The 19,053-nt window shown below is 63.3% G+C and carries 14 protein-coding genes; 11 read left to right on the top strand and 3 right to left on the bottom strand.

Features of this window, described 5'->3' with window-relative positions; translation table 11 throughout:
- Window positions 1–93: 93 nt before the first annotated feature.
- Window positions 94–3,321, bottom strand: a complete 3,228-nt coding sequence (locus D6201_RS11340; RefSeq protein WP_242447530.1) for a TonB-dependent receptor — start codon at window positions 3,319–3,321, stop codon at window positions 94–96.
- 246 nt (window positions 3,322–3,567) lie between these two features.
- Here D6201_RS11340 and D6201_RS11335 point away from each other — a divergent pair, with 246 nt between their 5' ends.
- Together D6201_RS11335 and D6201_RS11330 are read left to right on the top strand one after the other, a co-directional pair.
- Window positions 3,568–5,076 carry a tryptophan halogenase family protein gene (locus D6201_RS11335; RefSeq protein ID WP_120049377.1) on the top strand — a complete coding sequence of 503 codons (1,509 nt, stop codon included), beginning with the start codon at window positions 3,568–3,570 and terminating at the stop codon, window positions 5,074–5,076.
- A gap of 97 nt (window positions 5,077–5,173) precedes the next feature.
- Entirely contained in the window at window positions 5,174–5,848 is a 675-nt protein-coding gene (locus D6201_RS11330; protein ID WP_120048878.1) for a response regulator transcription factor, read from the top strand.
- Between the two features lie 66 nt (window positions 5,849–5,914).
- On the opposite strand, the gene D6201_RS11325 is transcribed toward D6201_RS11330, so the two are convergent.
- Together D6201_RS11325 and D6201_RS11320 are read right to left on the bottom strand one after the other, a co-directional pair.
- Window positions 5,915–8,659 carry a TonB-dependent receptor domain-containing protein gene (locus D6201_RS11325; protein WP_120048877.1) on the bottom strand — a complete coding sequence of 915 codons (2,745 nt, stop codon included), beginning with the start codon at window positions 8,657–8,659 and terminating at the stop codon, window positions 5,915–5,917.
- 112 nt (window positions 8,660–8,771) lie between these two features.
- Window positions 8,772–10,349 (bottom strand): hypothetical protein, encoded by a 1,578-nt coding sequence (locus tag D6201_RS11320; RefSeq protein WP_120048876.1) that lies wholly within the window; start codon window positions 10,347–10,349, stop codon window positions 8,772–8,774.
- Window positions 10,350–10,639: 290 nt separating this feature from the next.
- Between D6201_RS11320 and D6201_RS11315 the strand changes: the two genes are divergently transcribed.
- The 9 genes from D6201_RS11315 to virB11 all read left to right on the top strand — a co-directional run bounded on the left by D6201_RS11315 (window position 10,640) and on the right by virB11 (window position 19,036).
- Window positions 10,640–11,008: a tetratricopeptide repeat protein gene (locus tag D6201_RS11315; protein WP_120048875.1), complete on the top strand. Its 369-nt coding sequence runs from the start codon at window positions 10,640–10,642 to the stop codon at window positions 11,006–11,008.
- Window positions 11,009–11,163: 155 nt separating this feature from the next.
- Entirely contained in the window at window positions 11,164–11,799 is a 636-nt protein-coding gene (locus D6201_RS11310; protein WP_120048874.1) for a lytic transglycosylase domain-containing protein, read from the top strand.
- A 1-nt stretch (window position 11,800) separates the two neighbouring features.
- Window positions 11,801–12,091 carry a TrbC/VirB2 family protein gene (locus tag D6201_RS11305; RefSeq protein ID WP_120048873.1) on the top strand — a complete coding sequence of 97 codons (291 nt, stop codon included), beginning with the start codon at window positions 11,801–11,803 and terminating at the stop codon, window positions 12,089–12,091.
- A 17-nt stretch (window positions 12,092–12,108) separates the two neighbouring features.
- Window positions 12,109–12,390: a VirB3 family type IV secretion system protein gene (locus D6201_RS11300; protein ID WP_120048872.1), complete on the top strand. Its 282-nt coding sequence runs from the start codon at window positions 12,109–12,111 to the stop codon at window positions 12,388–12,390.
- Between the two features lie 19 nt (window positions 12,391–12,409).
- Window positions 12,410–14,839, top strand: coding sequence for a VirB4 family type IV secretion/conjugal transfer ATPase (locus D6201_RS11295; protein WP_120048871.1), 2,430 nt, complete (start codon window positions 12,410–12,412; stop codon window positions 14,837–14,839).
- Window positions 14,836–16,032 (top strand): TrbL/VirB6 family protein, encoded by a 1,197-nt coding sequence (locus D6201_RS11290; protein ID WP_242447529.1) that lies wholly within the window; start codon window positions 14,836–14,838, stop codon window positions 16,030–16,032. Before D6201_RS11295 ends, D6201_RS11290 begins: the two co-directional genes overlap by 4 nt.
- Window positions 16,032–16,829 carry a TrbG/VirB9 family P-type conjugative transfer protein gene (locus D6201_RS11285; RefSeq protein WP_120048870.1) on the top strand — a complete coding sequence of 266 codons (798 nt, stop codon included), beginning with the start codon at window positions 16,032–16,034 and terminating at the stop codon, window positions 16,827–16,829. The genes D6201_RS11290 and D6201_RS11285 overlap by 1 nt, the downstream gene beginning before the upstream one ends.
- 14 nt (window positions 16,830–16,843) lie before the next feature.
- Entirely contained in the window at window positions 16,844–18,010 is a 1,167-nt protein-coding gene (locus D6201_RS11280) for a TrbI/VirB10 family protein (protein WP_242447528.1), read from the top strand.
- Window positions 18,011–18,016: 6 nt separating this feature from the next.
- Window positions 18,017–19,036, top strand: a complete 1,020-nt coding sequence (gene virB11, locus D6201_RS11275) for a P-type DNA transfer ATPase VirB11 (protein WP_120048869.1) — start codon at window positions 18,017–18,019, stop codon at window positions 19,034–19,036.
- The last annotated feature ends 17 nt before the right edge of the window (window positions 19,037–19,053 follow it).

Genomic DNA, 19,053 nt, shown 5'->3' with positions numbered 1-19,053 from the left:
AGGCGCGATAGGCGCGCCAAGAGAAAACGGGCCCCGACACAGTGCTGTGCCGGAGCCCGCATTATCCCCTGTTCGTGCTACGCTCCGACGTCGTTAGAAATCGAACCGGACGAGGAAGGTAAAGCGGCGATCGTTGCGGAAGGCCGAGCGCGTGACGCGGGTCTGATCGAAATCGAACACCTGGCTCGTGCGTGTCACTTCGTCGAGCAGGTTCACGCCCTGAACGCCGATTTTTAGATTGTCCGTCAGGTCGTAGAAAATCGATGCATCGAGCTGCCCGGTCGACTCGTTGAAGATCGGCTGGAATGGGAAAATCACATCCCTGGTCGTCAGCAGATATTCGTCGCGCCAATTGTATGCTGCGCGGGCAGAGAAACCGTACATCTCGTAGAACAGGACAGCGTTGTACGTGTGCTTCGAAATGCCGGTCAGCGGCAGGTTCTGCGCGAACGGACTGCGTTCCGCCCCGATATCGTTGTTATTGAACGCGCCCGCATCGACATAGGTGTATGTCAGCTGCGTTCCGAGGCCGGAAAGTGGGCCGGGCAGGAACTCGAAGGTGTCCTGATATGCCACTTCCACACCGTATAGCGTGCTGCTGTCGGAGTTGACCGGGCCGTTGATAATGACATCGATCGATGTCCCTTCAGGACTAGTGAGCTCCTGCACCGACGCGCCGGAAATCTCTTGATTGGAAATATCCTTCGCGAAGAACGCGGCTGTCAGAGAGCCGACATCGTCGAAGTACCACTCGGCTGAAAGATCGTAATTCCAACTTTCGACCGGTCGCAGACTGCGATTGCCGGTAAACAGGCCGAATAGTGGGCCGGTATCCTGCGTCCCGCCCTGCACAAGGTTGTTCGTGTTGTCGAACACGAAGCCACCGGTTCGAAAGGCCGCGAGATCCGGCCGGAAAATCCCTTTCGACACCGCCGTACGGAGAACGATCCCATTGTCTAGATCGAGGCGCGCGTTGAAGCTGGGGAGCCAGTGATCGTAGGTTTCGTCCGAGAAGTCAGTGAAGACGTCTCCGGTCAATCCAGCGACAAATTCCGCGCGGCGTTCGTCGGAGAGGCTGCAATAGCCCGGAGCCTGCTGGCCGTCAGGAACGTTGTCGCACCGGTTCTCGATATCCGATACTTCGGCGACACCATCACCATCACCGCCGAAATTCGTCCCCGGAACGGTCGCGTCGACATAGTCGGGTGCGATGAAGCCGACCAGTCCGCGTGAGCGCACATTCGTTTCGACATAGCGGACGCCGATATTGCCGGAGAATTCCATGCCGTTCGCGAAGTCGTGGCCGAAATCGACCCGCGCATAGGCGGCGTTCGTCGTTTCATCCACCGGCACGATCTCGGACGGGCAGAACGGTGAACACGGTGCGACTTCGCCGTCGGGTTGTTGCTGCGTCCGGCCATCGATCAGCGGGCGACCTTCGGGCGTCAGGGTGAAGTCCTTGATGTCCTGCAGATCCTCGCCGAGCGAGCCGTTCAGATACGCTTCGACCAGATTATCGGTACCGCCGTAGAAAATGGCGCCGCCCTGTCCGATAGGAGTGACGGCATTGCCGCGCTGGAAATTGTCGGCGAAAGGGTCGAGCACGATTGCCTGATCGGGGAAATCGAAAGCATAAGCACCGCCGCAGCCATAGGCCTGCGGATCGCCGCAATTCCAATTCCCGCCGCGACCCGTCCATGGTGCGCCAAGGTTCGACCAATTGCTGAAATTGGCGTTGCGGGTGACGCGGTTGCGTTCCGCCCAGCGTGCGCCGAAGCGCGCCTTGCGGATGAAGCCGGTATCGGAAATATCGTATTCGGCATCGCCGCGCAACGAATAGAGCGAGCCTTCATTGTCGATCTGGTTGTCGAGATGGAACCAGAAATAAGTGAGCGCGGGATCGGTGAAATAGCTGCTCGGCGAATCTTGCGTGCCCGGCTGCAGGAAACGAATGTCGGGCGTCTTGCCGGAATTGTCGATGAAGATGTCCGCGTAGGTCTGCATCGCGAAGATGACGCCCGCCGCATCGAGCGAGGAATTGATATACTGGCCTTCAAAGTTGAGACGGAAGCGATCCGTCAGCTCCATGAACACATCGACCGAGAAGTCTTCGGTAGTCGCTTCGGTTTCCTGCTGGAACCGAAGGGTTTCGGCAGTGACGCCGGGAATGCCGCCCGAATTCTGCGTCAGCGTTCCGCTCTGGAAAATGCCGTCCTCGAAGGTGAAATTCGTTCCGTCCTGAGGCACCGGGAAAAACGCGTCATTGTTTACGAGAGCGAGGATGGCGAATTCCTCTAGTGTCGCCTCGGTATCCGCACGCAGATATTCGGCGGTTAGGAGGAACCGGCCGTCGAGGCTCTCAAACTGGCCGACGGCGGAATAGGCGTTGCGATCACGGGTCAATTCGGTCGTGCGTACGCCCGCGCCCTTCGGCACCACCACGCTGTTCTCGGGCGGGAAATTGGTTTCGTCGAAATTGCTCCCGCCGAAGCCGCCGGAACCAACATCGCGCGCACGCAAGCAACCTCCACTGAAGAGATCCTCATCGCGGTAGCACGGGTCGGTAATTTGCGAGGCGTCCGTGCGGGTGACGAGCTCCTGCTGGGCATAAGCCAGTTGCAGCCCGAATGTGCCGATCCCCGTATCGAAGGTGTTCGATCCAAGGACGGAGAAACCTGGCGACCATTCTTCGGCCAAATCGCCAATATTCGCCTCGATTGTGCCGCCAAGATTGAAACCCGGATTGTCGAGCGGCTTGCGCGTGACCAGGTTCACCGTGCCGGAAATGCCGCCATCGATCATGTCGGCAGTGGTATTCTTGAAGACCTCGACACGCCCCAGCAGCTCGGGCGAGACATCGTTGAAAGACAGTGTCCGACCGCCATTGGCCGAGAAGATGTCGCGGCCGTTCAGCTCCGAACGCACGAAGGGCAGGCCACGAATGATGACGCCGGACCCTTCGACCGAGAAGCGGTCGGGATCGTCAGGCGAGGCAAACCGACTGATGTTCACGCCCGGGACGCGCTGCAGCGCCTCGGCGACGGAACGGTCGGCCAGCGCGCCGATGTCTTCGGCGGTGATCACGTCGACGACGGTGTCGGCGTTTTCCTTGAAATCCTGTGCGCTTTCCAGCGACTGGCGGAAGCCGCTGACGATGATGACATTCTCATCCGTGGGATCTGGATCGGCCTGATCCTCCATTTCCTCCTCGATAGTGTCCTGCGCGATGGCGACATTCGAAACCGCCGCGCACAGCGCCAGGCTGGACACGGTTGCGAGGCTGCGGACCCGATTCGCGGGCGTGAAAATGGATTTGCGCACTGTATTCTCCCCTTCGATCCGCCACTTGACGCGATACGGACCGGCACCACAAAGCGACCTCTCCCAAGAGGCCAGAACCCGTTTCCTACCAGCGGTGTGAGCGTTCACAAGACAAAAATATGAACGTTCACATTCCCCGCGCGCCAGTGTAACATTTTTGCAATGATGGCGGCGCCGCGTCCGGTGCGCACCCTTCCCGAAAGCCGGTATGGCCAGTAAACGAATGAGCGAGGAGACAGCGGCGTTATGGCAATCGAGAAGATCGTGATCGTCGGCGGCGGCACCGCCGGATGGATGGCGGCAGCGGCGCTGTCCGGCCTGTCCAAGGCGCGGCATGTCGCCATCACGCTGGTCGAAAGCGAGGCTATCGGCACGGTCGGCGTCGGCGAAGCGACCATCCCGCCATTCGTCGATTTCCAGCGCCTGCTCGAAATCGACGAGGCGGAAATGCTCTCCGCCGTGCAGGGCAGCTTCAAGCTCGGCATCCAGTTCGAGAACTGGGGGAAGCTCGGCGACAGCTACATCCACCCCTTTGGCAATTACGGCTACGAGATCGGCGGGCTGACATTTCACCACATCTGGCATCACCAGAAGAGCCAGGGTGACAATCGCCCGATCCAGGTCTTCAATCCCGAAACGATGGCCGCCTATTTCGGTAAATTCGCCAAGACCGACGACATGCGCCGCGACGACCTGCCGCCGATCAATTACGCGTATCATATCAATGCGACAGCCTATGCGGGCTTTCTGCGACGCTATGCCGAAAAGCGCGGCGTGGTCCGGCAGGAAGGCCGCGTCGACGATGTCCGGCTCGACGGCGAGAGCGGCCACGTCGCTTCGATCACGCTGGAGAGCGGGCAGGAGATCGCGGGCGACCTGTTCGTCGATTGCTCCGGTTTCCGCGGATTGCTGATCGAGCAGGCGCTGGAAACCGGTTACGAGGAATGGACGCACTGGCTGCCCTGCAATCGCGCCGTCGCCATGCCCTGCAATCGCGACGATGGCAGCCCACCCCCGCCCTTCACCCGCGCCACCGCGCATTCGGCGGGCTGGCAATGGCAGGTCCCGCTTCAGCATCGCAATGGCAATGGCCACGTCTATTGCGACAGCTTCATGGACGCTGACGAGGCGACCGATATCCTGATCAGGCACATGGCAGGCAAGCCGACGGCCGATCCCAATCACCTGCGTTTCGTGACCGGGCGGCGGAAGAAGTTCTGGAACAAGAACGTGGTCTCGCTCGGCCTCGCCGCGGGCTTCATGGAACCGCTGGAAAGCACGTCCATCCACCTGATCAACACCGGCATCAACAAGCTGATCGCGCTGCTCTCGCTCGACGGGGTGACCGAAGCACAGGCCGCAAGTTTCAATCGGCTGACCGCAAAGGAATATGAGCGCATCCGCGATTTCCTGATCCTGCATTACAGCGCCACCACGCGCGACGATTCCGAATTCTGGAATTACTGCCGCACGATGAGTGTGCCGGACAGCCTCACCGAGAAGATCGAGCTATTCAAGGCCAACGGTCAGATCTTCCGCGAGGATGACGAGCTGTTCACGGAGACCAGCTGGGCGGCGGTGATGATGGGCCAGGGCATTGCCATGAACGGTCACAATGCAATGGCCGCTACGCTCGATCAGGCGGAAACCCGCAAGGAATTCGACGAGATCGAGAAATCGATCCGCTTCATGGTGCAGCACATGCCGGGCCACGGCGAATATCTGGCGCGCTACTGCCCGATGCAGCCCGCCTGAAGGAATTGGTTTCGCCGCAGAAAAGCGGTGCGACTGTCACACCGCAGTCAAATTCGCACGGCACCAATCGTCCCGGGACAACAGGGCTTCCGGGACAATGCAGCGCGTCAGCATCTTCACGACCGATATCGGGGGCGCCCGGTCAGAGCCGTTCGTGCATGGCGATACCACTTTCGTCTTCGGGCAGCTGACCTGCGAAGGCCCCGTGCAATTGGTGGAAGGCTCCCCGCGCGCATTCGTAGACTGGCTGTTGGACGATTGCTCCGGCCTGGAATTGACCCGCCGCCTACGCGCGGACGAGCGGATGAAGCACGCGCACATCACCATAATGCTCGATAGCGACGATGCCGAAGATCGCCGCCGCGCTCTTGCCGCAGGGGCGGACGATTACGCGGTCGGCCCGCTCGATCGGCAGGCTATGCTGGACAGGGTGCTGGCGCAGTTCGGCGTGGACCGCGATGCGGCGGGCGAGAGGCAGCTTTCCCTCGGCGATCTGACCGTCAATATCGGCAGCGAACAGGCGCGCTGGAATGGCGAGCGGATCGTGCTGCGCCCGAACGAATTTCGCGTGCTGCGCTTCCTGGCGGAAAATCCAAATCGCATCTTCTCGCGCGAAGAACTGATCGCGGCGCTCGGCAAGGCGGGTGATCCCGAATATCTGCGCACCGTCGATGTCTGGATCAAACGATTGCGCGCAGGCCTGCGCGATGTGGGCGCGCATGAATTGCTGCGCACCGTCCACGGCAAGGGCTACGTGCTCGACACGCCGTAGAGCCTCCCGCACGGAACGGCCCCCGCCTTTCGACAGGGGCCGCCTCTTACGAAGTCTTGAATACGTTCAAAAGGTAATCGAGAGGGATGCGCCCAGCGTCGTGCCGAGATCGTAGGTGTTGATCTCGATCCGGTCCGTGCCGTTCGTCTGGTATTCCTCGTTGTTCTGACCGAAGATGTTGCGCGCTTCCAACTTGAGCTCCGCCTCACTGCCGAAAGCGTCGAAGCCCTGCCGAAACACGAGATCGATCCGCAGGCCCGGATCCTCGACGATATCGGGCAGGCCTGCCGTGCCGCGGCTGGTCACCCGCTCGCTGGCATAGGAGCCGAGGATGGTGAATTGCTGCAGCTGGTCGATATCCTGCAGGCTCAGCTGCAAATTCGCCAGGTGATCCGACTGGCCCGTGAGCGGAACGCCATCGGCAAACAGGTTTGATGCCGGCGTGTTTCCGCCGGGAAACAGCCGGGTGATGTCGTCATCCTGCACCGAGATTTCCGACTGCGTCCAAGTGTAATTGGCAAAGATGCCGAGTTCCTTGGTCTCGAAGAAACCGCCGCCCAGTCCGATAAGGTCGAGCGTGTAGGCGAGATCGGCCTCGACGCCGTAAAGCTCCGCCGAAGGGGCATTGGCGAAACTGGTGAGCTGCGCGTTGTCGGAGAAGCTGGAGAAGGCCTCGATCGGATTTTCGATATCCTTGTAGAAGCCCGCGACCGAAATCCGGTCCCCGCCGCCGAGATAATATTCGGCGCGCATCTCATAATTGGTCAGCTCACTATCGACCAGGAAAGGGTTGCCGTTGAACTGGCGGTTCGTTTCCGGATCGTAATAGGTCTGGAAAATCAGCTCGCGAAATTGCGGGCGCGCAATGGTGCGGCTGGCGGCGGCGCGCAGCTGGAGATCGTCCATCGGCTCGACGGTGATGGTCGCGGCAGGCAGCCAATACTCGTTTTCGAGCAGGGTGGAGGCGGTCGAGCTGGTCACGGTATCGAAGACCTGCGCCGGATCGACCGTCTGCGTCGCGGTTTCATACCGAACGCCCGCGTCCAGAGCGACGCCGACGATCGGCTCCCAATTGATCTTGCCGTAGCCGGCATGAATTTCGAGGCCCGCGTCGAAGGCGGGATCGGCCTGCGTCGATTCGATCAGGCCGATATCGAAGAAGTCGATGATCGCATCGCCCAGCAGCAGGTCGGGGCGCAGCGCGCCGACGCCGTCGGGAAAGCTGGTGGGCGCGTTGAAGAGAAACTCGCGCCGCTCGGAGAAACGCTCGGTATCGGTATAGGCATAGCCGACCGTGGTGACGAAGCTGTCGAAGATCGGATAGCTGAGGTCGATGCCTCCTGCCCAGAGCTCTTCGGTCAAGTCGGAGAACACCACCGCGGCATCGCCGGTCTGCCGGTCCAGCACGTTGATGAAAGTGTCGCCGAACCGGCCCGACGAATTGTCGCGCACATAGGTGAAGGTGTATTCGAACGGCGCCTCGCGATCGGTGCGGGCATAGCCACCGCGCAAATCCACGCCGAGATTGCCGAATTCGAGCTCAGCCACTAGCTGGCTGTCGATCAGCTGGCGTTCGAACCAGCCGGTCTGCTGCTGCTGGATGCTGTCGTCATCCTGGAAATCCTCGCCGACCGACAGCGTCGCCTGCTTCTGCGTGTCGCGGATGAAGAGGTTGGTGAAGCGGAACTGGTGATCGCCCACTTCCAGCCCGATGCCGAGCATGGCGTTGGCGAGGATGCGGTTGTCCGTCACCACGTCGCGAAAATCGGTGTCGAGTGTGAAATCGGCCAGCACCGATTGCGAAATGATATCGCGTGTGCGCCATTTGTTGCTGATCGAGCCGGTGAACACCACGCCGAGCTGGCCATCGGAGAAAACGTCGGTCGACGTGCCGGCCGTGATACTGGCGGACCAGTTGGCGGGCACGTCGCCCAGGCGCTGCAGCAGGATCAGGTTCGGATTGCCCAGCTGCTTGGCGATATCGGCCTGCGTGGTGGGCGCGTCGTTGAAACTCTGGTCGGGGTCGAGCGGAATATCGCTGAGGCGAAGGCCGCTGTCGAAATAGGTCTGCAGTGCAGGCGGCGCATCGCGCGTACCATCGTCGAAGCCGAACCAGTCATAGTCGGAGCCGTAGTAAGAAAGGCCGGGCTGGAACGTCGTTTCGGTATTGCCGCTGATGCCGCCGCCGACCGTGACGAAGCTTTCATCGGGCACGGCGCGGGTCGTGAGATTGATGACGCCGCCGCCGAATTCGCCAGGAAAGTTTGCCGAGTAGGTCTTCTGCACAAGGCTGGAGGCGACGACATTGGTCGGGAAGATGTCGAGAGGCACCACGCGGCTCAGCGGCTGCGGCGATGGCAGCGGCAGGCCGTTCAGCAGCGCGAGCGAATAGCGGTCGCCAAGGCCACGAACATAGACGAAGCCCTGCCCCTGCACCGAAAGACCGGTGACGCGGCCGAGCGCGCCGGCAATATCGCCTTCGCCCGTGCGCGCGATTTCCTCGGTCGAGAGCACGCTGACGACCTGGCTGGAGTTCTGCACCGGATCGCGGTTGATCCGTCCCGTCACGATGATCGCGCCGCCCGGGATCGAGATGTCGGGATCCTCTACCGCATCCTCTGGATCGGTAGGGTCGGCGGCGTCGGGCGCTATCGCATCCTGTTCCTGCTCCACATCCTGCTCGGTCGGTGCGAGCGGTCCGCCGGCAGCGGGCGCGTCCTGCGCCGCAGCCATGCCGGGCATGGTCATCGCAGTGGTGAGAAGCAGCAGCGCCGCCAATTGCCTGCCAGTGGTGGTCCCGGTGGTGTTCATGAGGACGATATCCCGCCTACGATCCATTGTGCGAAACGGGCGGCGGCCCCAGCCTGCCGCCCGCGCGATTCTGTGTGGCGCGGGGCATCGCGTTGCGCGCCCCGCTCCCGGCTCAGTCGTCGAAAACCGGGATGTCGAGGCAGCTGCCGGTATTGTCGCCGAAGCTCACTGCCGAGGAGTCGCAGGTCCAGCCTTCGGTCCAGTCATTGTCGCTGCGGACTGCGCCGATAAAGTCGGCATCGTCGAAGAAGTCGCCCAGACTGTCGACGTCGAAGGTGTCGGCGAAATTGTTCTCGCCATCGCCGTTCAGATATCCGTTCACGAGGGTGTTGGTGAAGCTCTTGTTGTTGCCGCTGCCACCGTCAAAGATTCCCTCGGCCTGGGCCGCGGTAATTCCGCCGCTACCGTCTCGGAAATCGGCACCGCAATCGAGCGCCACGGCGTTGAAGCGAGGCGGGCCGACGTCGTCGAGGCCGGCATTGGCGGCGCGGACAGTCTGCGAATTGTCGATACGGATGCACGGTGTCCCTGCCGTCGACGCATCCCAGATCAGCGTGTTGTAGAGCCCGTAATCGGCGCCGCCGCGAATGCGAACCGCCTGATCGCCATCGCGACGCTGAATGAAAGTGGCGTTCGCGATCGTGGTATTCTGGCGGGGGGTCTGGTCTTCCAGGCCATTGCTGGAATCGGCCTCGATGATAGTATCGCCGATGCCCTGTCGCTGCGCCGCGATGACGAACTGCATGTTCGCCTTCACGCCGGTGTCGGTGTCGATCGAATCGTCCTCCGCACCCGCGACGATCAGGTATTTCAGGTTCACGAAGCCGCCGAAGAACTCGACGCCATCGTCCGAGGAATTCACCGTCTGGATGTAGCTGAGCTGCGTACCGCGACCGGTGCCGCCCGTGGTCAGCGCCTGCAATTCGTTATCGCCCGAAAGCACGAAGCCCGAATAGCGGAGCTGGACATAGCTCATGGAGCCGGAGTCATCGTCAGGATCGTTGCCGCCGAAGAAGCTCGGATCCGCAGCGCCTTCGACCTGGCGTTCGCAATCGACGCTGCCCGGCCTTGCCGCAGGCTCGAAACAGTCGGTGACGGGCGCGCGGCCCGAAAGCACGACGCCGCCCCACTGGCCGGAAGAATCGTTGTTGTTGAGGCCGAGAATGTTGTCGCGGCTGGTGAAGATGATGGGCTCGTCCTCGGTGCCCTCGGCATCGATCCGGTTGCCGCGGGTCACGTTGAGGAAAGACGAACCGGCGGCGTAGATGATGACGCCAGGCTCGATGGTGAGCGTCACATTCGTGTCGGGCAAGCCATCGCTATCATCGGCGGCGGGTCCGCCATCGGTCCCGACATTCACCTGGCCCGGCAGACGATAGAGCAGGCCTTCGATCTGCGGCAGGGTGGACGAAGTGTTGAAGCGCAGCGGGGTCGCGCAGACGCGCCATTCGCCTTCCGGCCCGCTGATCGTGCCTTCATCGGTCAGGCCCTGCGCATCGGCGATGGTCGGGCAGCCAATGGCGGGCGTGACGCCCGTATCGCCGCTCGTCGGCGTCGGGGTCGGCGTGGCCGGAGGATTGTTGATGATGACATTGCCGCCCGTGCCGGGGGACGCGATTTCCTCCGGCCCGCAGGCGGCGAGTGCGAGAATGAAACTGCCAAGGATGAACGAACGGGAAAGTCTGGTCACGGCGAACGGCCCCTCATGAGCTGAGAATCGATGGGAAATGCGGTTTTTGTTCTTGCAGAACCGCAGATAGGCCCGCCCCGTGACAGTTTGTTTTCGGGAATGTGACGCTTCGGGGAATCGCAGCGGCTATTTCCCAAGCCATTGAGAACGCAAGTTTTTACTTATCCACCGCGCGCACCAGTTGGTGCACCGACGAGTTTTGTTTCGGATTTGTGACAATGTGACAGTTTTGTTGCAGCTGATGGCCGCTCCGCGCATAACCGCATCAAATCCAAGTCGGAGATGATGCCATGTTTGCCACACTCGTAATCGCGCCGCTGATGTTTTCGCAGGCCGTCACTGCCGAGATGGTCGAGCAAAATCGCGAGACGCGCGAAGTCGCCTACGAAGAGCTGATTGCAGGCGATGCCGAAGCCGCACTGCCCGTCCTGCTGGCCGAACTGGAAGACGAGCCGGGCGATCCCGCCGTGCTTATCAATCTCGGCAATGCCTACACCCAGCTCGGCAATCTCGAGCGGGCCGAATTCTATTATTCCGCCGCGCTCGACAGTGAGATCGAATACGAAGTCGAGCTTGCGGATGGCAGCTGGATCGAGTCCCGCGACGCCGCGCGCCTCGCCCTTGGCACGGTGCAAGTCCTCGCGCTGGCATCGCGCTGAACGGTCCCGGTCCGGCCGGTTCTCGCAAAATTAACCAAAAGCCTGTAACCCCGATACCCGGCGGACTGTGTCTGCCGGGCGTTCGGCGTTGGAGCCGGGCACTGTCACGCCTGTGTCATTTGTTGTAAGCACAGCGACCTGGACGGAGGACATTGATGATTCTGCGATTTCGCACCTCATTGGCGGCGCTGATGCTGACCGCCTTTGCTGCGCTTCCCGCGCAGGCTCAGGTGCTGGAAATCGGAAATGACGGCCAAGCCGCCTGGATCACCGGCGATGCCCTGCCGCCCGCGCAGGGCCCGGTCGCAGCTGCGCCGCTCGCCGAAGTGCCCGCCGAACAGACGCAATTTCTGCCCGACAGTGCCATTGCCGATCCGGCCATCCATGCCGCCGTGGTGCCGAGCGTCTATGCCGCCCACGTCGCCGATCTCGCGCGGCGTTACGATCTCAGCCCTGCACTGATAGAGGCGCTGGTCTGGCAGGAAAGTCGCTGGCGCGCCGATGCCGTGTCGCATGCCGGCGCGCGCGGTCTCGCCCAGCTGATGCCCGGCACGGCGCGCGATCTGGGCGTCGATCCGGACGATCCCATCGCCAATCTCGAAGGCGGCGCACGTTACCTTCGCGAACAGCTCGACCGCTTCGATGGCGATCTGGAAAAGGCGCTGGCCGCCTACAATGCCGGGCCGGGCCGCGTCATCCGTTCAGGCGGTGTTCCGAACATCCGTGAAACACGCCATTACGTCGCGGCCATCATGGGGCGCCTTTCCAATCACTCGCGGAGTCCGAACTAGAATGCACCTGCTTGCTCGCCTTGCTGCCTTTGTCACGCTGCTGATCCCATCCGCCGCTTATGCGCAGGATCCCGCCGGTTCCTCGCCGATCAACAATGCCTTTGGCTGGATGCGCGATACGATGCTCGGCACCGTCGCGACCACCGTCGCGGTGATGGCGGTGGCTGCTGTCGGCTTCATGATGCTGACGGGCCGGGTCAACTGGCGCTTCGGCGCGACCGTCATCATCGGCGTGTTCATCATCTTCGGTGCGGCCAGTATCGTGGCCGGCATCCAGGGCGCAGCGGCTTAGGCCGAGCGAGAGACACCATGCAGCTGACCCGTCACCCCGTCCATCGCGCGCTCACCCGCCCGCAGATGTTTGCGGGCGTGACGTTCAACTATTTCGTGATCAACGCTCTCGTCACGACCGAGGCGTTCCTGATCCTCAAGAGCTTCTGGATCGTCCCGATCCCCATTATCATGCACGCGATCGGCTATTTCGCGTGCCTGCGCGAACCGCGCTTCTTCGATCTCTGGCTGACCAAGGTCAGCAAATGCCCGCGCGTCAGGAATTACAAGCGCTGGGGCTGCAATTCTTACGCCGCTTAGGCAAGCGGCGGACGGGAGCATGACGATGAAAACCAAGTGGCTGGGTGCCGCCGGATGGAGCGCGAAGGAGACGCATGCGGGCGATCGCCTGCCCTATGCGCGCCTCGTCGATTCCGGCACGCTGCTACTGCGCGATGGCTCTCTGATGGCCGCGCTGCAAGTGCCCGGTCTGCTGTTCGAGACCGAGGAAACCGACGCGCTGAACGCTCATGCGCAGACGCGCGAAGTGATGCTGCGTTCCAATCTCGATGCGCGCTTCGTCATGTATCACCACGTGATCCGCCGCCGAGTAAGCGTGGAGCTGGACGCCAATTTCGAAGATCCGCTATCCGCTCATATCGACCGGCGCTGGCGCGAGAAGCTGAGCAGCGGCTCGCTCTTCGTGAACGACCAGTTCGTGACGCTGGTGCGCCGCCCCGCGCGCGGCAAGGCGGGCCTGGCTGAACGCGCGAGCAAGATGTTCAAGCGCCGCGCGCAGGATGCCGAAGCGATCGATCCCAAGGATCTGCGGAGCCTTCGCGGTGCCGTCCAGGCGCTCGCTGCCAGTCTCGGCGAATACGGGGCGCAGCCGCTCGGCGATTATGCCACCTCGTCCGGTACGACCAATAACGAGCTGCTGGAACTGCTGAGCGCGCTTTACAATGGCGAGATGCGCCCGGTGCGCCGTCCCGATATGGAAACCGATATCGGCCGCATGCTGCCTTACCGCCGCGCAAGCTTCGGGCTCGACGCGATGGAGCTACGCGGCAGCGGCGGAGCCGATTTCGCGAGCATCCTCAGCCTCAAGGACTATCCCGAAGCCACGAGCCCGGGCCTGCTCGATTCCATGCTGCGCCTGCCTTATGAGATGATCGTCTCCGAAAGCTTTGCGCCGCAGGAACGCCAGAGCGCACGTGAGCGGATCGACCTTGCCATTCGCCGCCTGAAAAGCGCAGACGAGGACGCGCAGGCCGAACGGGCGGACATGATGGCCGCGCGCGATGAACTCGGCGCGGGCAGCGTCGGCTTCGGCGATCATCACCTCACCGTGCTGGTGCGCGAACGCAATCTCGACAGGCTCGACGATGCGACCGCTGCCGTCGCCGCGAACCTCGCGGACACCGGCGCGATCGCCGTGCGCGAGGACACCAATCTGGAGCCTGCCTTCTGGGGCCAGTTCCCGGGCAATGAAAATTACCTCGTCCGCCGCGCGATGATCTCGACCGCCAATATGGCGAGCTTCGGGTCCTTGCATGGCTTCGCTCTCGGCCAGGCGGACGGCAATCACTGGGGCGAGGCGGTCACGCTGCTGCAGACAACCAGTTCCACGCCATTCTTCTTCAACTTCCACCACGGCGATCTCGGCAATTTCTCGGTCATCGGGCCGAGCGGGTCCGGCAAGACCGTGGTGATGAACTTCCTTGCCGCGCAGGCCCAGAAGTTCGCGCCCCGCACCATCCTGTTCGACAAGGATCGCGGCGCGGAGTTGTTCGTGCGCGGTATCAGCGGCAGTTACGACCGCATCCGATCGGGCGAACCGACCGGCTTCAACCCGCTTGCCCTGCCCGATACGCCCGGCAATCGCGGATTCCTGCGCGACTGGCTTTCCGTGCTGCTTCAGGCCGAGGGGCCGGAAGAAAGCGCAACCATCGCCGCCGCTGTCGACGCGGCCTATGCCAATGACAGCTCGCTGCGCCGCCTGCGTCACTTCAAGGAACTGGTGTCCGGCAGCCGCCGCCCGCAGCCCGGCGATCTTGCGGACCGTCTTTCCGCGTGGATCGAGGATGGCGAGAATGGCTGGCTGTTCGACAACGCTACCGACAATCTCGACCTGTCGACCCGCGTGATGGGCTTCGACATGACCGCTCTGCTGGAAAATCCCAAGCTGCGGACACCGGTCATGATGTATCTCTTCCATCGCATCGAGGAACGGCTGGACGGGCAGCCGACCATGATCCTGATCGACGAGGGCTGGAAGGCACTCGACGACGAAGTTTTTGCCGCGCGAATTCGCGACTGGCTCAAGACCCTGCGCAAACGCAATGCGCTGGTCGGATTCGCGACACAGTCGGCCCGCGATGCTCTAGACAGCCGCATTTCGACCGCACTCGTCGAGCAGACAGCGACGATGGTGTTCATGCCGAATGCGCGGGCGCGGCCCGAAGATTATTGCGACGGCTTCGGCCTGACCGAGCACGAGTTTGCACTCATCCGGTCCCTCCCCGCCCATTCGCGGTGCTTCCTGGTCCGTCAGCCCGATGCCAGCGTCGTAGTTCGGCTCGACCTCTCCGGCGCACCCGAAGTGCTCACCATGCTTTCGGGCAGGGAAAGCAGCGTGCGGAGGCTCGACCTGCTGCGCGAAGCCGTCGGCGACGATCCCGCACAATGGTTCCCCGCCCTCACCTCGCGCCCCTGGCCCGGCCCGGCTGGCGAGGAGCTGGACGATGAAAGCTGGGAGGCGGCGGAATGAGCACGCTCGGCACCGTGGCAGCCACCTGCCAGCGCGACATGGAGGCGGTAGGAGCCGGGATCGGCGCGAGCCTGCGCGGGGTGGACTGCGCGGCCAATGCGATGGCGGAAGCCGCGTTCAACCGCCTGTTCGCCGATGGCAGTTTCCTCGGCCCGACGCTGACCGCCGTCCTGACGATTTTTATCGCCCTGCTGGGCTTCGCGCTGATGACAGGGCGCACCCGCATCGGCCTCGCTTCCCTGACGCCGAAGATGGTGACGCTGGTCGGCGTGGTGACATTCGCCACCAGCTGGTTCGTCTTCCAGATGTTCTTCTGGAATCTCGCCGTTTTGGGGCCGGACCAGATCGCCACCTGGTTGATGGGGACCGATGGCAGCGCCACCACCATCTTTGCCGACAAGCTGGATGCCGTCATGCTCGCGCTGATGGAAGCGTCCGGCGGCGATGCGATGGATGCCAATACCAGCGTGTTCTCCCCGCCCGGCCTGCTCTGGAGCGGCGGCACGATGCTGCTGCTCGGCACGGTCGGCCTTCTGGCAACCACCAAGATCGCGCTCGCCATCCTGATGGGCCTCGGCCCGATCTTCATCATGACTGCGCTGTTCGATGCAACGCGCGGGCTTTTCGTGGGCTGGCTGAAGGGCGTGGTGCTGATGGCGATGACGCCGCTTTTCGCCGTGCTCGGCGGATCGCTGATGCTGGAACTGGCGGTTCCGGTGCTGTCCAGCCTCGCCGCCAGCCCAGGCGAGATCGACGTGCGTCCGGCGATGGCATTCTTCATGATAGGCGCGGTGCATCTGGCGCTGATGTTCATGGTGGTGAAGGTGCTTTCCACCATGGTTTCCGGCTGGACGGTGTTCGGGCTGACGAGCAAGGATCGGGGCGAAGCGCCTACCGCACCTGCGCCCGCCGCGCCGCAGGTTCACGCCGTCTCTCCCACCCTCACCCGGACGATGGCGCAGGACCGCGCAGCGCAGGCGAGCCCGCCGCCAGCGCGCGACATCCGTGTCGCGGCGGCCACCCCCATGGCTGCCAACGACGCAGGATCCAGCACCACGATTCGCGAAACCCGCATTATCGGCGGTTCAGCCGCGCCTCATGCGGGCGGCACTAACGGTCAGGCACCATCGCGCGCGCGCGGCATCGGCAGCCGCTTCAGGTCCGCGCCCATTCGCTCCACGGAGAAAATCTGATGTTCCGCCACAGCCTAGCCGCCGCGCTTTTCGCCACGGCCCTGCTGACCGCTCCCGCAACTGCGCAGAACGATCCGCGCATGATGGAACGGCTCTACGATCCGACGGAGATCGTACGCATCGAGGGCCGCACGAATGTGCAGACGACGATTCGCTTCGGCGAAGGCGAAGCTATCGAGAATGTCGCCATCGGGGACAGCCAGGCGTGGCAGGTCACGCCGAACCGCCGCGCGAACCTCCTGTTTGTGAAGCCGCTCGCGCCGCGCGCCAGCACCAACATGACGGTGGTGACCAACCGCCACACTTATCTGTTCGACCTGGTCGCCAATCCTTCCTCGCGCAGCCCGCTTTACATCCTGACTTTTACCTATCCGGTGGAGCTCCAGCCCGAGCCCGATGAGCAGCTGGCCGAGGCCATGCCTGCCGTCACCGCAAACGCCGTAGAGATGGCCGCAGCGAACGACGATTACGCCATTATCGATCCGGCCACGGTCAACCGCGCCTGGGCAAGCACCGGTGCAATCAACCTGCTGCCGGAAGAGATTTACGACGATGGCGATGCGACTTTCATGACCTGGCCGGTCGGCCGCGCCATGCCCGCCATCCTCGTGATGGATCATGAGGGCAATGAGGGCCCGGTCAACTACGCCGTTCGCGGCGACACCATCGTGCTGGACCTGGTGCCCGGCACTATAATCTTGCGCTCGGGCGATAACGAGGCGCGCCTCGTCAATCAGGGCGCGGCGGGAGCTTTCCTCGCCGACGGCACAGCGCGCCCCGGCGCGGAACGGAACTGAACGGAGCGAATGCGATGAAACTTGCGATGCGCCTTCCCGAAACGAAAACCGGTGCCGCCAATGACGCCGATCCGCGTGATAGCGAGACGACCGAGATCATCGATCTCGCCAGCCGCACGTCCTACCCGGCGGTGGCGAACCGGAAGAACCGTTCCGACGCGCTCGGCCTTGCGGCCGGGATCGGCTTCGTCGCCCTGCTCGGCGCGGCCACACTTTGGGGCCTCAACGCGAGCAAGGTCGATGGCGAGGATGCTGTGGCCGAGGGCGCGCAATCCGCGGCAGTGCCGGGGCCGACAAGCGTGGGCGTGACGCCGACCGACGGACTGCCCAGCGCGAATGCCACCATCGCCGAAGCTCCGCAGCCCATCCCCGGCCCCGCGCCTGTGCTGGCCCGCGCGCCGAGTGCCGGACCCGGTGCGGGCTATCAGCCCGGCCCCGTCGGCAATCCGTATTCATCCCCCACGCTCGTCTTCGATGGCGGCACTGCCCCCGCGTCCGCGGCGCAGGTCGCGGCGGCTGCCACTGCCGCGAATGCCGTTCCAGAGAGCGCCGGCACCATTCCCGGAGCGGGCGCGGCAGGTGAATTCGCCGCGCGCATCGGAGGCGTCGGCGGAGGTCCCGTCTCGGCACGACGCGATTTCGATCCGGCAACCACGGTGACGCAGGGGACGATGATCCCCGCCATACTCGAAACCGCGATCAACACCGACGTGCCCGGTTTCGTGCGCGCAGTGGTGAGCCAGGATGTGCGCAGCCATGACGGCGCGCGCGTCCTGATCCCGCGCTCCAGCCGCCTTGTCGGCCAATACCAGTCCGGCCTGCAGGCGGGGCAGCGCCGCGCCTATGTCATCTGGCAGCGGGTGATCCGCCCCGATGGCGTGGCGGTTACGCTGCAATCGCCGGGGACCGCATTCGACGGCACGGCAGGCCTGGAGGGAGAGGTCGACAACCATTTCTTCAGCCGCTTCGGTTCGGCCATGCTGCTTTCCGTCATCGGCGGGCTGGCCAATGTCGCCAGTGGCGGCGCGTCCGTCGTGCTTGGCGGCGGCCAGAGCGCGGCGAATACCGCGCTGCAGCAGGACGGCCAGCGCCCACCCACCGTCCGCGTACGCATGGGTGAACCGATCCGCGTCTATACTGCGCGCGATCTCGATTTCGCGCAGGCGCCGCAGGTCCGCTAATCCGCCATGAGCGCCGAAATCCACCAGCTGCCCGAGGGGCCGGAGGCGGACGCACCCCAAGTGCCGAGCGGCTCGGTCTATCTCGACGCCTATCTGGCGCCCTTTCGCGAATGGCTGGAGCGGGACACGGTCACCGAGATCCTGGTCAACGAGCCGGGCGAAATGTGGGTGGAAGACGCCGCGCACCCCGGCATGCAGCGCGTCGAGCTTGCCGCCATCGACGACAAACTGGTGCAGCGCCTCGCCGAACAGGTCGCACGGGTCAGTCATCAGGGCATCAATCGCGAGCACCCGTTGCTCGGAGCGACCCTGCCCGATGGCGCGCGTATCCAGTTCTGCGGCCCGCCCGCCACGCGCAAGCACTGGGCGATGGCGATCCGCCGCCACCGCCGTCTGGACCTTCCGCTTGATGCCTATGATTCCGGCCCGCTTGCCGACCGCGAAGAAGACGACCTGCCCGATGCGCAGGCACACCCGGTCCACTTTCTCCGCGCCGCCATCCGCGCGCGCAAGACAATTTTGATTTCGGGGGGCACCAGCACCGGCAAAACGACATTCCTCAACGCCATGCTCGGCGAAATTCCGCGCGAGGAGCGTGTCGTGCTGGTCGAGGATACGCCCGAACTGAAACTGCCCGGCGCGAACGGCGTGGGACTGGTCGCGGTGAAAGGCGAGCTTGGCGAGGCCAAGGTCACCGCGAACGAATTGCTGCAATCGGCGCTGCGCCTGCGGCCCGATCGCATCGTGCTGGGCGAATTGCGCGGGGCCGAGAGCGTCAGCTTCCTGCGCGCCATCAACACCGGCCATCCCGGCAGCTTCTCCACCATTCACGCCAACAGTCTGCGCGGCGCTCTTGAACAGCTGAGCCTGATGGTCATGCAGACCGGCATCGGCCTTTCCCGCTCCGACACCATCGCCTACGCCGCCAGCGTCATCGATGTCATCGTCCAGCTTGACCGCAGCGAGGGAAAGCGCGGCATCAGCGCGATTGCTCGCGCGAGCGACCTCGCCGATAGCTGGGGCTGAGACTGCCGCTCCTTGTG

The sequence above is a fragment of the Aurantiacibacter aquimixticola genome (genome assembly GCF_003605475.1).
Taxonomy (GTDB): Bacteria; Pseudomonadota; Alphaproteobacteria; order Sphingomonadales; family Sphingomonadaceae; genus Alteraurantiacibacter; species Alteraurantiacibacter aquimixticola_B.
This window is presented reverse-complemented; position numbering and strand designations above follow the sequence as displayed.